Source organism: Prochlorococcus marinus XMU1408 (assembly GCF_003208055.1).
GTDB lineage: Bacteria > Cyanobacteriota > Cyanobacteriia > PCC-6307 > Cyanobiaceae > Prochlorococcus_B > Prochlorococcus_B marinus_A.
On record NZ_QJUE01000002.1, the window covers coordinates 229,321 to 243,207 of the forward strand.

General features: G+C 34.8%; 14 protein-coding genes. 8 read left to right on the forward strand and 6 right to left on the reverse strand.

The genetic code is table 11. From position 1 onward, the window contains the following. Positions 1–5: 5 nt before the first annotated feature. The 4 genes from DNJ73_RS02760 to DNJ73_RS02775 all read right to left on the reverse strand — a co-directional run bounded on the left by DNJ73_RS02760 (position 6) and on the right by DNJ73_RS02775 (position 4,731). Positions 6–1,007, reverse strand: a complete 1,002-nt coding sequence (locus DNJ73_RS02760) for an adenosine kinase (protein WP_158466185.1) — start codon at positions 1,005–1,007, stop codon at positions 6–8. A 40-nt stretch (positions 1,008–1,047) separates the two neighbouring features. Further along, on the reverse strand, positions 1,048–2,361 hold the full coding sequence (locus tag DNJ73_RS02765; protein ID WP_158466186.1) for an adenylosuccinate synthase: 1,314 nt from the start codon (positions 2,359–2,361) through the stop codon (positions 1,048–1,050). Positions 2,362–2,456: 95 nt separating this feature from the next. Continuing rightward, complete coding sequence (gene psb27, locus DNJ73_RS02770) at positions 2,457–2,891, reverse strand: photosystem II protein Psb27 (RefSeq protein WP_158466187.1); 435 nt, start codon at positions 2,889–2,891, stop codon at positions 2,457–2,459. A gap of 55 nt (positions 2,892–2,946) precedes the next feature. Next, a complete protein-coding gene (locus DNJ73_RS02775) occupies positions 2,947–4,731 on the reverse strand; it encodes a proline--tRNA ligase (RefSeq protein ID WP_158466188.1) in 1,785 nt (594 codons plus the stop codon). Positions 4,732–4,905: 174 nt separating this feature from the next. On the opposite strand from DNJ73_RS02775, the gene DNJ73_RS02780 reads away from it, so the two are divergent. The 5 genes from DNJ73_RS02780 to lepB all read left to right on the forward strand — a co-directional run bounded on the left by DNJ73_RS02780 (position 4,906) and on the right by lepB (position 7,412). After that, positions 4,906–5,367: a resolvase gene (locus tag DNJ73_RS02780; protein WP_158466189.1), complete on the forward strand. Its 462-nt coding sequence runs from the start codon at positions 4,906–4,908 to the stop codon at positions 5,365–5,367. A 103-nt stretch (positions 5,368–5,470) separates the two neighbouring features. Continuing rightward, complete coding sequence (locus DNJ73_RS02785; RefSeq protein ID WP_158466190.1) at positions 5,471–5,767, forward strand: hypothetical protein; 297 nt, start codon at positions 5,471–5,473, stop codon at positions 5,765–5,767. Next, positions 5,709–6,233 carry an inorganic diphosphatase gene (locus tag DNJ73_RS02790; protein WP_158466191.1) on the forward strand — a complete coding sequence of 175 codons (525 nt, stop codon included), beginning with the start codon at positions 5,709–5,711 and terminating at the stop codon, positions 6,231–6,233. Before DNJ73_RS02785 ends, DNJ73_RS02790 begins: the two co-directional genes overlap by 59 nt. A 57-nt stretch (positions 6,234–6,290) precedes the next feature. Then, positions 6,291–6,638 carry a Spx/MgsR family RNA polymerase-binding regulatory protein gene (locus DNJ73_RS02795; protein WP_158466192.1) on the forward strand — a complete coding sequence of 116 codons (348 nt, stop codon included), beginning with the start codon at positions 6,291–6,293 and terminating at the stop codon, positions 6,636–6,638. Positions 6,639–6,734: 96 nt separating this feature from the next. Next, positions 6,735–7,412 (forward strand): signal peptidase I, encoded by a 678-nt coding sequence (gene lepB, locus DNJ73_RS02800; protein ID WP_257473341.1) that lies wholly within the window; start codon positions 6,735–6,737, stop codon positions 7,410–7,412. Here the strand turns inward: lepB and DNJ73_RS02805 are convergent. After that, positions 7,387–8,661, reverse strand: a complete 1,275-nt coding sequence (locus tag DNJ73_RS02805) for a dihydroorotase (protein ID WP_158466194.1) — start codon at positions 8,659–8,661, stop codon at positions 7,387–7,389. The two genes, lepB and DNJ73_RS02805, sit on opposite strands and share 26 nt — an antisense overlap. Before the next feature lie 4 nt (positions 8,662–8,665). Beyond that, a complete protein-coding gene (locus DNJ73_RS02810; RefSeq protein ID WP_158466195.1) occupies positions 8,666–9,994 on the reverse strand; it encodes a histidine phosphatase family protein in 1,329 nt (442 codons plus the stop codon). Positions 9,995–10,104: 110 nt separating this feature from the next. Here DNJ73_RS02810 and DNJ73_RS02815 point away from each other — a divergent pair, with 110 nt between their 5' ends. From DNJ73_RS02815 to DNJ73_RS02825, 3 genes are all read left to right on the forward strand, one after another. Next, positions 10,105–11,451, forward strand: a complete 1,347-nt coding sequence (locus DNJ73_RS02815) for a CPBP family intramembrane glutamic endopeptidase (protein ID WP_158466196.1) — start codon at positions 10,105–10,107, stop codon at positions 11,449–11,451. Positions 11,452–11,535: 84 nt separating this feature from the next. Then, positions 11,536–12,000, forward strand: a complete 465-nt coding sequence (locus DNJ73_RS02820) for a hypothetical protein (RefSeq protein WP_158466197.1) — start codon at positions 11,536–11,538, stop codon at positions 11,998–12,000. A gap of 8 nt (positions 12,001–12,008) precedes the next feature. After that, positions 12,009–13,799, forward strand: coding sequence for a peptidoglycan D,D-transpeptidase FtsI family protein (locus tag DNJ73_RS02825; RefSeq protein ID WP_158466198.1), 1,791 nt, complete (start codon positions 12,009–12,011; stop codon positions 13,797–13,799). Positions 13,800–13,887: the final 88 nt, after the last annotated feature.

Here is a 13,887-nt window from a genome sequence, read left to right on the forward strand (position 1 = left end):
AGACATTACAAATGTTTGTTGATCAAATTTAAAAGATCAGTATTTGATCGAGAACCTAACTGTGTAACTATCTGTCCTGCGCAAATAGATCCAATTTTTGCAGATATTGCTGGATCTAGATTATTTGCTAGTCCTTTTAAAAAACCTCCAGCATAAATATCGCCTGCACCTGTAGTATCAATAGCATTGCCATGAATATAAGGATCTATAATTATTTCTTTTCCATTTACAATTAGAATTGAACCGTTTTTGCCTAATGTTATTGCAGTGATTTCACATTTTGGTTTCAATTTCTCAATTGCTAATTTTAGATTAGAAGTTTTATATAGTGATGTTATTTCTTCTTCATTTGCAAACAGTATATCAATGTAATCTTCAACTAGCTTTATAAAACTTTCTCGATGTCTATTCACACAAAATGAATCAGAAAGAGATAAAGCAACTTTTCTGCCTGCATTTTTAGCTATCTCTGCAGCTTTTATAAATGCATTTTTAGCGGCGGGGTTGTCCCACAGGTATCCCTCCAAATAAAGTATTTTAGCTTCTCTGACAATAGAAAGGTCTAGATCATTAGGTTCTAGTAAAACTGAAGCGCCTAAGTAAGTGCACATAGTTCTCTGAGCGTCTGGAGTAATAAAAATCAGACACCGTGCCGTTGATGGGCCTGCTGAAGAAGGTGGAGTCTTGTAAATGGTTCCAGTTCTTGAAATTTCTTCTGTAAAGATTTCTCCAAGTTTGTCATTTCTTACTCTTCCAATGAAAGCTGCCTTGCCTCCAAGTTGGGATACACATGCTAAAGAATTAGCAACAGAACCCCCTGATTTTTGGATACCATTGTTGACTATTTCATAAAGTTCTTTTGCTTTATTTTCATCAATCAAGGTCATTGAACCTTTTTTGAAAGATAGTTTTTCAAGAAGAGAATCATCTATTTTCGTCAATACATCAACAATTGCATTTCCAATACCTACAACGTCAAGAGAGGATTCGTTTATTCTTTCTTTCATCAAATTAATTTTTTAAAAATAAAAGTTGAATTCGCTCTTTTTAGGAATTTAGAAGAGCTCTTTTAGGTCCATGAATAGGGTCTTCAATGACAATTGTTTGATCTCTGTTAGCTCCTAAGGAAACTATTGCTATGGGAACTTCCATAAGCTCAGCAAGGAATCTTAAGTAACTCATTGCAGCAGGGGGAAGATCTTCTAGGCGACGACAATTTTCTGTAGAGCACCTCCAGCCAGGGAGCTTTTTAAGAATTGGCTTACATTTTTCAAAATCTTCAACACTACTTGGAAAATAATCAATTCTCTTACCATTAAGTTCATATGCGATACATACATCAATCTCATCAAGTTCATCTAAAACGTCCAGTTTAGTAATAGCTAGACAATCTAATCCATTAACCTCAACTGCGTATTTCCCAATTACGCCATCAAACCAACCACATCTTCTTCTTCGCCCTGTAGTAGTTCCAAATTCCCCCCCTCTATCACAGAGTTGATCATTAATACTTCCTTGCAATTCTGTTGGGAAAGGCCCTTCGCCAACTCTAGTTGTATAGGCTTTAGCAACTCCAATAACTCTATCAATAAGTGTAGGACCTACTCCAGCGCCAATACAGGCCCCTCCTGATACCGGATTAGATGAAGTTACAAAAGGGTAGGTACCGTGATCAAGATCTAAAAGAGTTCCTTGAGCGCCCTCAAATAATATATTTTTCTTTTTTCTGGCTGCTTGATGAATAGTTCTATTGCAGTCAACAATATGTTTTTGTAGCTGTTTTCCATAGCTTAAATATTCTTCAATTATTTCATCAAGGATTAATGGTTCAATTCCATAAATTTTTTGTAGCAATCCATTTTTCTCAGCTAAAGGGACTTTTAATCTTTCTTGAAGCTTTTCCCTGCTAAGTAGGTCAATAATTCTGATTCCGTTTCTTTGAGATTTGTCTGCATATGTTGGCCCAATTCCTCTACCAGTAGTACCTATTTTTTGGAGACCTCTTTTCTTCTCCATTGCCATATCAAGAAGCCGATGATAGGGCATGGTTACATGGGCAGTTGAGGCTAGTTTTAGTCCTGATATATCTATATCGTTATCCTCAAGCATTTTTATTTCTTTAATCATTACTTTTGGGTCAACAACTGTTCCTGACCCAATAAGACAAATCGTGTCTTGATACAAGATCCCGGAGGGTATTAAATGCAATTTGAGAACTTTGTTCTCTACAACAATTGTATGACCAGCATTCACACCACCTTGATAGCGAACAACAACATCTGCGGAGCGACTAAGCAAATCGGTGATTTTGCCTTTACCTTCATCACCCCACTGAGCGCCTATGACTACAACATTTGCCAAGGAAGAAAACTCGGCTCGAAACCGATTTACTTTAGAAGATCCAAGATTTGCAGACCGCCCTACCCTGAGTCAAAGAAATGAATTAAAGATTATCTTTAATTATTTCTAAGTGCTAATTTCTCTGCTTTGGATAATTCTTTGTTTAATCTATCTTTGAGATTTTCGGGAACTGGTCTGTTTGCGAAAGTTTTGTAATGACCTGATAAAGCGTTTAGTGCAGTTTGCATTGTTGTAAAGGTATCAGAGGTATTTACTTGAGATCGATTTCTATATCTAGAAATGTAATCGCTTATTAGAAAAACAGCTTCTTTTTCTGCTTCTGAAAGACCTTTATCTTCTTTAGGTAAAGTTATGGTTTCTTTTAAAACTGAGGAGACTGAAATAGTGTCTTTTGCAAAGTCTCCAGTCATTAGTGTTTTAGCTGCATTCACTTCTGAAGCGAATTGAAAGAGTATTAGGCATAAGCCAAGGCAAATAGCCAAAGCTGCCCTCACCATCCTGGTGGAGAGGTGATGAAAGGCAGAAATCATTTTTATTTTGCAGTTACATGAGACTCTAGAGTCCTTTGGGCGAAATTTATAGTTTTTACTTATTAAATTCTTCTGAAAGCTTTTTTAAAATAGATACTTGATCAAATGACTCTGTAAGTTTGGTTTTTCTATTGTGTAATTCAACTCTGCCAGAATTAGCTTCTCTCCCAACAACTATTCTCCATGGAATGCCAATAAGGTCTGCATCTTTAAACTTTGTTCCAGCCCTCTCATCTCTATCGTCAAGTAATGCATCAATTCGATTGTTTATTAACTCTTTGTATATTTCCTCAGCTAAATTTCTTTGATTAATATCCTTAATATTGGCAATTATAATTATCACCTCAAAGGGTGCAATTGATACTGGCCAAATAATACCTGAATCATCATGGTTTTGTTCTACTGCTGCTTGAGCTAATCTTGAAATTCCAATACCATAGCATCCCATCCAGAATGGTTTTTCTATGCCTTGATCACTGGTAAAATTAGCATTTAGTGATTTGGAGTATTTAGTACCTAATTGAAAAATATGGCCTATTTCTATTCCTCTACATTCTTTTAATTTTTGATTTTTATCATGGAAACACCTATCACCGGCTTTGGCTTTTCTTAAATCACATGTCTGCTGATTTGTATTAAGTAAATCCCAATTATAAAATACTCTATGTTCATCCTCAATATTATTTCCACATATAAAAATTTTAAGATCTTTGGCCGAAAAATCAGCAAGCCTTATAAATTTTTTTTCCCATACTTTGGCATTTGAGAGAACATTATCATTGAGATCGGGCCCTATAAATCCAAATGGGATATTTAAAATACCTTCTTTTAGCAGATCATCATTTGAAATAGCTCTAATTTCTAAAACGTTTTGTTTTAAATTATGACTTATTTCATTCGAAAGTTTTACAATATTTAACTCTTGGTCACCTCTAATACTAATAAGAACCGGGTATTTTTTATTGTCATCACAGGTTGCAATATAAGCTAGAACCTTTATGATTTGAGTAGGATGAAAATCATTATGATTGCATAATTCCTCTATCGTTTTTTGATTATAAGTTTTAATTATTGCAGGTTTTTTATTAATATCTAATAATTTTTCTTCGTCAATAATTGAAACTGCTTTTTCTTCGTTAGCCCCATAATTCCCATCAGAACTTATTAAAATCAAGTCTTCTCCGGTTTTAGCTGTAACCATAAACTCTTGAGAAGCAGCTCCTCCAATAGCACCACTATCAGCATCTACGCAAACAAAATCTAGGCCACATTGTGTAAAAATATTTTCATAGGCATTTTTCATATCTATGTAAGTGGATTTTAAATCATTCTCATTAGCATGAAACGAGTAAGCATCTTTCATGATGAATTCTCTGCTTCTCATTAATCCAAATCTCGGTCTAATTTCATCTCTAAACTTTGTTTGTATTTGAAATATATTTATTGGTAATTGTTTGTAAGAATGAATAGTTTGAGAAATTATTTGTGTTATTACTTCTTCATGAGTTGGTCCTAATCCAAGCTCTTTACCTTGTCTATCTTTTAAGCTGAACATAATGCCTTCTCCTTCTGTATAAGACTTCCATCTGCCACTCTTCTCCCATAATTCTGAAGGCTGTAGTTGAGGAAGAAGAGTTTGAAGACAGCCTTTTTTCTCCAATTCTGCTTCAACAATTAAGGTTATTTTTTTTAAAACTTTCCAAAGCAATGGCATATATGCATAAATACCTCCTGTGAGCCTCCTGATAAAACCTCCTCTTAAAAGTAATTGATGTGAAGTGATATCTGCTTCGGCAGGGACGTCTCTGAGGGTTGTAAGCATTAGGCGGGAGACGCGCATAAGCCTAAAATGTGAATCTTTCTGACATTAGTACTTCGAGCGAAAGCGAGAAGAAGATCAACATTGATTGTGCGGGAATCATGTTGTTTTTATAAAGTGTTCAAATGTACGTGGTGATAATTTGATTCATCTGCTAACTTCTCTCACATATTTCTTTAGACGCATCCTTTGGCAATGTTTAACGGTTCAGTAAATTCAGGCATTAACGGAAGAGCAGAGGAGTCTATAGATAAAGTATTGAATACAGTTGCCAACTCAGCAGACTCATTATTAACAATTGATGAAGTTCAAAAAACGTTGAATAGATCCAGAGCTTCTGTATACAGATATACAAATACCGACACAAGAAATCTTAATCCACCATTCAATCCCAAAAAATTAAATACAGAATTTAGAAGTGATCAAAAAGATCAATTGCTTTTTCATCCTAATGAAGTTGCTCGATTCGCAAAAGATATTCTTAGAATTAAGGAAGTAACTGTTGAAATATTTAATTCACCATCTTCAGAAACTCAAAATACTCTAAATGCAATACTTGAGGAATTAAGGATTATTAGAAATCAACTAGAAGGGAATTCTGAAATTAAACAAACTATTCCAAATCATCTAAAAGATACTGATAGAAAGGCTGCTTAGTTTTCTTGAATGTGGGATAATATTTATATAATTATCATCTGAATTAAATTCTTTAATTGATTTACGCACATTCTACTAACGGTTGATCTATTAAAAACCTTGCATGGATTTGGAACCTCATTTAATTAAGAAGCAATCTTCAGAGATTGATTCTTCCTTTTTCAATAAAGAAACTGATCAACTTTCTTCTGATGATGAAGATCCTTACAGTTTTAATAGTACCTCAACTTCTTTAATTGGTTTAGCAATAGTATTTGTAATGTTAGGCATTCCATTACTAGCAGTTATCAGTGAAAGACCAGATACACAAAAAAGTATTATACCGACTTCCATAAAACAGAATGGACTTGAGTCATCTTCCCCCATCACCATCACCTGGATTAGTAAATCTAGTTGTTGAGATTCCAGCTGGAAGTAGAAACAAATATGAATATTTTAGCTCTGCGGGAATTATGGCTCTTGATAGAGTATTGCACTCTTCAGTCAGATATCCTTTTGATTATGGATTTATTCCAAATACTCTTGCTGAGGATGGGGCGCCGCTTGATGCAATGGTTGTAATGGAAGAACCAACTTTTGCAGGTTGTTTGATCAAGGCTCGACCTATTGGAGTCCTTGATATGCATGATTCGGGGGCTTATGATGGCAAGCTTTTATGTGTTCCTACAGCCGATCCAAGACAAAGAGAAATAAATACTATTAAGCAAATAGCTCAGAACCAATTGGAGGATGTGGCTGAGTTTTTTAGAACCTACAAAAGCTTGGAGGGGAGAGTGATTGTAATTGACGGATGGAGAGATTTTGATGCTGTTGATGATTTATTGAAAAGCTGCATAAAGGCTCATCAATATGATCAAGGAAAATAATAATTATATTAATTTGATTTTTTTTTATTAACTTACTACTCTAATATTTTCAGAAATTTGAAATTATTTAGTTATTCTTCATGTTCTACTTGTCGGAGAGCTATTAAATGGCTTGAAAATAACGACATTCCCTTCGAATTAATTGATATTTTAGGGATTCCTCCTACTAAGGCAATGCTTGTCTCTGCAAGTGAGGTATATGGGGGAAGAAAATATCTTTTAAATACAAGTGGGCTGATATATCGGACAATTGGCTCAGAGGTTGTTAAGAAAATGAGTGATAAAGAATTTTTTGAGAAACTTTTTATAGAACCTAGATTAATAAAGAGACCTTTTTTATATAAGTCTAATAAATGCCTTTTAGTTGGATTTAAAGAAGAAAAGTGGGCTGAAAAATTATTATGAAATTTATATTAGGGCTAGCATTGACTTAATTAAGTAGTTTATAGAAATAAAGTAAGCTATATATTTAATATTCATAAACTAGTGCAGCCAAATCATTTGAACTTAAGGAAACAAAATAAGAAATCATGGTGGCGTTCTTTCTTTGATACGTGGGGACCTGTTTCTCTAACTGTTCTTTTATATGCTGGTATTCGTCATTTTGTCGCAGAAGCTAGATATATCCCGTCTGGCTCAATGCTTCCTGGATTGAAGGTGAATGATCGACTTATTGTTGAAAAAATATCTTTGCGTAACAGAGCTCCTTTTCGTGGGGAAATAGTAGTGTTTAACTCACCGTATTCTTTTGATAAGAAATTGATAGCTGATAGGAAAAAACAACTTCCGTCTGAATTTAAATGTTCTTTAATAACCTTCCCATTGATTTCATGGATACCTACTTTGAGAGATAGGGCTTGTGATGCTTATATCAAACGTGTAATAGCTGTAGGAGGTGATCGTCTCTTGATTAATGAAAATGGAACTCTTGTCTTAAATGATAAATCGATAGATGAACCATATGTTGAATACTTTTGTCCAAAAAAAGACAAATTTAATCTATGTCGTCCGATTACTACAATTGTTCCACAAGGACATATATTTGTATTGGGTGATAATCGAGCTAATAGTTGGGATAGTCGGTTTTGGCCATCGGGAGGATTCTTACCCGAGAAAGAAATAATTGGCAAGGCAACCTGGCGTTTTTGGCCTATTAGTCGTTTTGGTAAACTTGATTAATAAGCCCACAATCTATAACTTTCCCGCATATCTTATGATCTTTCATCGGTTGATTGGTAGCGGTTGTTAAATTATTTTTTTCATTAGATTGGACCCATTCTTTTTCAGGGTCAAACAATAACCATCGGTTACTATCTAAACTTAATTTTTCTTCAGGTTGGTTCATTACTTTAGATGGACCAAAACTTAGTTTTTCCCATAATTTCTCTACTTCCCAACCTGACTTCCTTATTAATTGATCCCAGAGCAAAGGCAGGACTAAGTTGTATCCACTAATACCTTTTTTTCTTCTATTTGCAGGCTGCTTGGTTTCCGAATCATCTGTAGGGGTGGAGTGAACAGATATTGCTGTTAAAACATTTTCTTCTAATCCTTTTATGAGTGATGCTCTATCTTTTGGAGATCCTAATGAGGGTGTTACGCTCCAACCAATGTCAAAAGGAGAAAGATAGGAGTTGTCGGTTACTAGATGCCACCATTGGACAGTTGTTAGTGGATTTAAGTAAGCATCCTTAAGTTTTGAAACACCTTCAGAAGTTGATATATTCATTAATCGCAGAGCAATATCAGGATATTGCTTGTGAAGCTCTAGTAATTGGACAAGAGGAAGAATTTCACTTTCGATAGGGTCAGGAGGCCAGCCTGCTCTTAGTGTATCTACGCTTTCCCTAGACATTCCTTCTGCTTGAAGGGATATATCTCTTGGTGCTAAAAGTACAGGCGATTTTTTCATTTCTCCAAGTGAAAACCCTTGCTTAAGAAGTTCTATGGGAGGAGTGAAATCGTCATCAGCTAAGCCAATGGCTCCATTTTGTAGTAGATCAGAATGTTTAGAGAGGGAAATCCCTTTTCCACCTAGACTAAAAGCTCCCCATATATGAATTAAAACCTCGCTATTGATAGTTTTTAAAGAAATAATTGATTCAATTTGATCTCTCCATAAATTACTTCTTGGCAAAATTCCTAATTGGCCATATCCAGCAACTGTTGCTTTTTTGATTAGTGTATATATATTCTCTGCTTTCCCTTTAAAAGGAGATTCCAAAAACGAGTGAGGGTCAACGAGGCAAGGTGCTAGAAGCATATTTTTAGCATTTTTTGGCTTTATATTTAAAAGTTCCGCATTTTGAAGAGCTTTTTTACCAAATGCTTTGATTACGCCATCTTTTATTAAAACAGTTTGATTCTTTAAAGTTGATCTGGATCCTTCAAGTGTTTGAATATTTTCGAAAAGATAACTACTTTTCATTAAATTAAAGCGCTCCAATAGCTGTTGTGTCGATAATCCCCCCTAAGTGAGAAGTAACATTTAGGCAAGCTATTTGATCTGGTTGCCCTTCTTTCTCGGAGATATCAATAACTGTAATTCCACCATTTCCTTGTTTGATCATCCAAATTTCAGATGGCGTTAAACCCAAGAGATGGCAAAGAATGGTTTTGTTTACTGCATCGTGAGCAACAACCAATGCAGTTTCATTGTCTTTAAGATCTTTACATATTTCTACCCAACCAGTAATGGATCTTGTGGAGACTTGATTTATATTTTCTCCTTCAGGCATTTGGACTTCTTCAGGAGAGATTTTCCATGTTTCAAGAAGATCTGGCCAGTCGGACTTAATCTCAGACTCTAGTTTTCCTTCCCATTTGCCGTGACCAATTTCTTTAAGGTTATCTTTTAGAGAGATTTCAATTCCTGGATGTTCTTTTAGAATTATCTCTGCTGTTTCTCTTGGCCTTGAGAGAGGACTACTAAAAGCTTTTTGAATAGAAATATGTTTCATAAATTCTCTTGCAGCATTGGCTTGTTCTTTTCCATTCTGATTCAAAGGAATGTCAATTTGTCCTTGGAACCTCCCTTGCTTATTCCAATTTGTTTCACCATGTCTCACTAAAATAATTCTTTTTTTACTATTATTTTTTGGAAGACTAGGTTTTAAATGGGCGATATTATTGAGACATTGAATTTGAACTTGCCTATCTTCCCAATTATTAAAGTCAATATTACAAATTGAGATCGAGGTGTTGTCTAATTTAATTCTTCTGAATCCTTTTGACGGCTCATTAATTAATTTGAGTATTAAGCATCTAAGAATTGCATTATGGGCAACAATTAAAATTGTTTTATTAGAATCACAAAAAGACTTAAATATTGACTTGAGAAAATTTTCTGCTTGGGTTAAAAGTTCTTTAATTGGCTGAAATTTAGAACCGTCTTCTCTATTTATAGTTAGTTCTTTTGGTTCTTTTTCCCATATTGCAAACTTATCAGGGTGAAGATTCTTTAGTTCATTTTTTGTTAACCCACTCCAGGGACCCAGGTCAACTTCTAAAAGATCATTCGTGTAAGTTGCTTGAAGTTTACTTTGATGTTGTTTGATAATAATTTTTGTAGTTTCTGAAGCTCTTTGTAAAGGAGAGCTGTAAACCGCATCTATTGGAATAGAAGAGATTATTTTTCCGGCTGCTTCTGCTTGCGATTGTCCCTCTTTAGTCAATGTTGAAAGGTCGTTTCTTCCTTGAATACGACCTTCCTTATTAAAACTACTCAATCCATGACGGACAAAAATTAGACGCAATGTCATTAAATAAAGTGTCTTCTAGATAATTATGGTATTAGCCATGGGGCCAATCTAATGTTCTTTTAGTAAAGATAGAAGTCTTTCTCCATGTCAGTTTTTACAAGTTGATTCTTATGGGACAAGCCAAAATTGGTTGGAAATGGGCTATAGCTCTATTTTCATTGCTTTTAACTGTTCTTATTTGGCGTCAAGGCTTGAAAGAAAGCTTTGATCGTCCATCAGTAGCACCAAGGATTTCATTGATGCAAACTGAAATGGCTGTGTCAGCTTCTTCCTCAGTACCTGAATCGATTAAAGATATATTTTTAGATTCAGAACCTCAAAAAAAACTTTATCAAACTCTTAAAAATATTTCTTTTGAACAAATTGATGATAGACAGAGGTTGTTGCTAGCTGTTCTTGAAGAGTCTGAGAGTGAGCAAAAACTAATATTAAAGAAAGACTTTAAGGATAAAAACTTTGAGACTGTTAAGAAATACTTACTAGATAGAAATAAAGGTAAAGAATTAGATGAATTTCCTGATTCTAATGAGATAAATTTAGATCCTTTACTTTATCAGACCTCTTGCTTAAGGCTTGGATTCTCTGAGGCAAAATGTATTAATAAAAGATATAATTCAAGAGTTGCTTTAAGGCTATTAACTTCTCAGCTATTACCATTTATTGCTTCTTTTCTAGGGACAATATTATTGATTAATTATATTTTGGTTTTTTTAAGAAAGAAAAATACTCAATGGCCAGAAATTATCGCTCCTCCTTTATCACTAATAGATATGGTTCTTTTAATTTCCGGTGGTTTTGTAGTTATTGGCGAGGTTGTTTTTCCTGCACTTGTAATACCAATAACTGATTTATTATTTAATAATTTATCCTCTCCTCTAAAAGATTCTTTAAGAGTACTTATCGGATACTGCTCAATGACTATAGGTCCTTTATTAATTATTAGATATCAATTAATGGGCATTGTTTCTTCAAAAACAGAAGGAGGATGGTTGCAATGGAAAATCAAACCTATCAAAGAAGGAATTCTTAAAGCACTTGCTGGATGGCTAATGATTATGCCTTTGGTTTTGCTTGTTGGGTGGCTAATGAATGAGGTTATAGGGGACCAAGGTGGTAGCAACCCTTTGTTGGAACTTGTTTTAAGTAGTGATGAATTTATCCCATTATTCTTTCTGTTGATTACAACGGTTGTTTTGGCTCCAGTATTTGAGGAGCTGGTTTTCAGGGGTGTTCTTCTTCCTGTATTAGTATCCAAGGTTGGCAAAATTAGCGGAGTTTTATTCAGTGCTCTGATCTTTGCTTTGGCTCATCTAAGTGTAGGAGAATTACCTCCTTTATTTGTTTTAGGTGTTGGTCTTGGATTAATGAGATTGAGTTCAGGAAGGCTGTTCCCTTGTGCTCTGATGCATTCTTTATGGAATGGAGTAACTTTTGCTAGTTTGATGTTGGTAGCTTGATATTAAATAAACAAAATATCAGCATTCCAGGTCTTGCAGTTGCTTGATCAAGGTGTTTGACTTGAACTACTTTCGAATTTTGAATTGGTTAGTCATACTCTATATGAAAAAAAAGTAGGACAATTTCAAAAAAAGAAGTTGCCAATTGTTTTTTCAAATAGTTTTTTTTCTTCAAAAAATGTACAGAGGAAATTTCCAATTCATACTGCTCTTCATATTGTTCTAGATGGAGCATTGGTAGGTGTACTTATAACAGTAGCGATAATGTCATCTGTTGCTCTTCATTCTCAATATCTTTGGACTAAATCTTATACCAAGCTTGAGAAAACTAGAGACTTGAATCGAAGGATATTGGAATCAACTTCAATTCTTGAGGGGTACCTATTGAAAAATCAAAAGTTGTCTAGATATTTAGTTCCTACTAAAGCTGAAGATCTTATTTATTTGGAGAGACCAAACCCACTAAATCCAAAATCTTTAGCTAAAAAGACATTCAAAAAAAGATTCTTAGAAAGAATTTCTTTCTTTCCTGTTAAGTCAGGTTATTGATAATACACATGACAAATTTTAATTCGAGAGATAAGAGAATGGGATTTAAGGTGAAAACTCTTTCGCCTCTATCTGGTTATCGGTTTAGAATTGTCTTTTTTATCTTGTGCCTTGGACTTGGAGGCCTTTTTTTTAGAGTAGGTTGGATTCAATTATTGCAGTCTGAAGAATTAAAAGCTAAAGCACGAGTAGTTCAAACTGAAAAGAAGAGCCCTCTTGGTACACGTCGATCTATTTTAGATCGAAATGGAAAACTAGTAGCAATAGATGAAAAACGTTTTAAGCTTTGGGCTCATCCTAGATATTTTAATTTTCCAGGTGATTCATATGGAACTGTGCGTAAGCCAGTAGAGGTGGCAAAACTTCTTTCTTTACCACTATCTAAAAGCGTAGATGATATTTTAAAGGATTTTGGGAATTATTCTTCTGGGGTAAAGCTTGCCGATGGGTTAACTCAAGAAAAAGCTAATGAAATTAAGAAACTTGGAATTAGTGGTATTGATTTAGAGGCTTATCCACAAAGACTTTATCCTCATGGATCACTTTTTGCAAATGTAGTTGGTTTTTTAGATTTAGATAGAAGACCTCAGGCTGGATTAGAGTTGAGTTTAGATAGAAAACTGAGACGTTTAGAAAAAACAAGTGTACTTAGCAAAGGTGCTGATGGAACACCTTTGCCTATTGGGATTAAGCGTGGTGTATTTGATGAAGACCAATTGAATTTGCAACTAACTTTAGATGTAAGACTTCAAGAGGTAGCCGTTAAAGAAATTTCAAAGCAAGTAAAGGAGTGGAATGCAAAAAAAGGTGTAGTAATAGTTATGAATATTGATAGTGGAGAATTGTTAGCATTAGCTTCTGCTCCAAGTTATGATCCTAATAAATACTGGGAATATTCACCATCTCTTTTTAAAGAGTGGTCAGTTCAGGAATTATTTGAACCTGGTTCTACTTTTAAACCTATCAACTTAGCACTCGCATTGGAAGAGGGCGTCATAAACCCAAATGGAGAAATAAATGATGATGGTCTAGTTACTGTTGGAGGTTGGCCACTCTCTAATTGGGATCGTAATCCCAATGGAATATTGAACTTTGCTGAGGTATTACAAGTCTCAAGTAATGTAGGCATGGTAAAGATTATGAGAAAATTAAATCCAACTAGTTATTGGCAAAGATTAAAACAACTAGGTATCGACGAGATGCCAGAGACTGATTTGCCTGGTGCAGTTGCTGGACACATAAAATCTAAGCAGATATTTGTCAATCAACCGATTGAACCTGCAGTTGCTTCATTTGGGCAGGGCTTTTCGATTACCCCTCTTAAGCTTGCGCAATTACACGCATTGATAGCTAACGGAGGAAAACTTGTTACTCCTCATATCACTAAAGGGTTGAAAGGTGATTACCAATCCTTTTCTACTCGCCTTCCAGAATCTAAACAGGTGTTAACACCAGAAGCCACTAAGACGGTTCTTGGATGGATGGAAACAGTTGTTGAGAAAGGAAGCGGTATAGAAGCAACTGTTCCCGGTTATCGAATTGGGGGAAAAACAGGTACGGCGCAAAAATCGCAGGATGGTAAAAACTATGATTCAAAAATTTGTAGCTTTGTTGCAAGTCTTCCTATTGATGACCCTAGATTTGTTGTTTTGGTGGTAGTTGACGAACCTCAAAAACCATTTGCTTATGGTTCAACCGTAGCAGTTCCTGTGGCCAAAAAAATCATTGAGACTTTGCTTGTTATTGAACAAATACCTCCAAGTACTGGGAGAATTGAGAATTTGGCAAAAAAAAGCTAAGAGATGGCTAAGTTTTGCTTGAAAACTCAATAGAGGGTGAAATCCATAAAAAATATAGCTAGTCTATTACTCATGAAAGACGTTTTTA

Coding starts and splice junctions, on each gene's coding strand:
- DNJ73_RS02825 (WP_158466198.1), top strand. CDS start 12,009: ATGACAAATTTTAATTCGAGAGATAAGAGAATGGGATTTAAGGTGAAA.
- DNJ73_RS02815 (WP_158466196.1), top strand. CDS start 10,105: ATGGGACAAGCCAAAATTGGTTGGAAATGGGCTATAGCTCTATTTTCA.
- psb27 (WP_158466187.1), bottom strand. CDS start 2,891: ATGATTTCTGCCTTTCATCACCTCTCCACCAGGATGGTGAGGGCAGCT.
- DNJ73_RS02790 (WP_158466191.1), top strand. CDS start 5,709: ATGGACTTGAGTCATCTTCCCCCATCACCATCACCTGGATTAGTAAAT.
- DNJ73_RS02805 (WP_158466194.1), bottom strand. CDS start 8,661: ATGAAAAGTAGTTATCTTTTCGAAAATATTCAAACACTTGAAGGATCC.
- DNJ73_RS02775 (WP_158466188.1), bottom strand. CDS start 4,731: ATGCGCGTCTCCCGCCTAATGCTTACAACCCTCAGAGACGTCCCTGCC.
- DNJ73_RS02810 (WP_158466195.1), bottom strand. CDS start 9,994: ATGACATTGCGTCTAATTTTTGTCCGTCATGGATTGAGTAGTTTTAAT.
- DNJ73_RS02785 (WP_158466190.1), top strand. CDS start 5,471: ATGGATTTGGAACCTCATTTAATTAAGAAGCAATCTTCAGAGATTGAT.
- DNJ73_RS02760 (WP_158466185.1), bottom strand. CDS start 1,007: ATGAAAGAAAGAATAAACGAATCCTCTCTTGACGTTGTAGGTATTGGA.
- DNJ73_RS02780 (WP_158466189.1), top strand. CDS start 4,906: ATGTTTAACGGTTCAGTAAATTCAGGCATTAACGGAAGAGCAGAGGAG.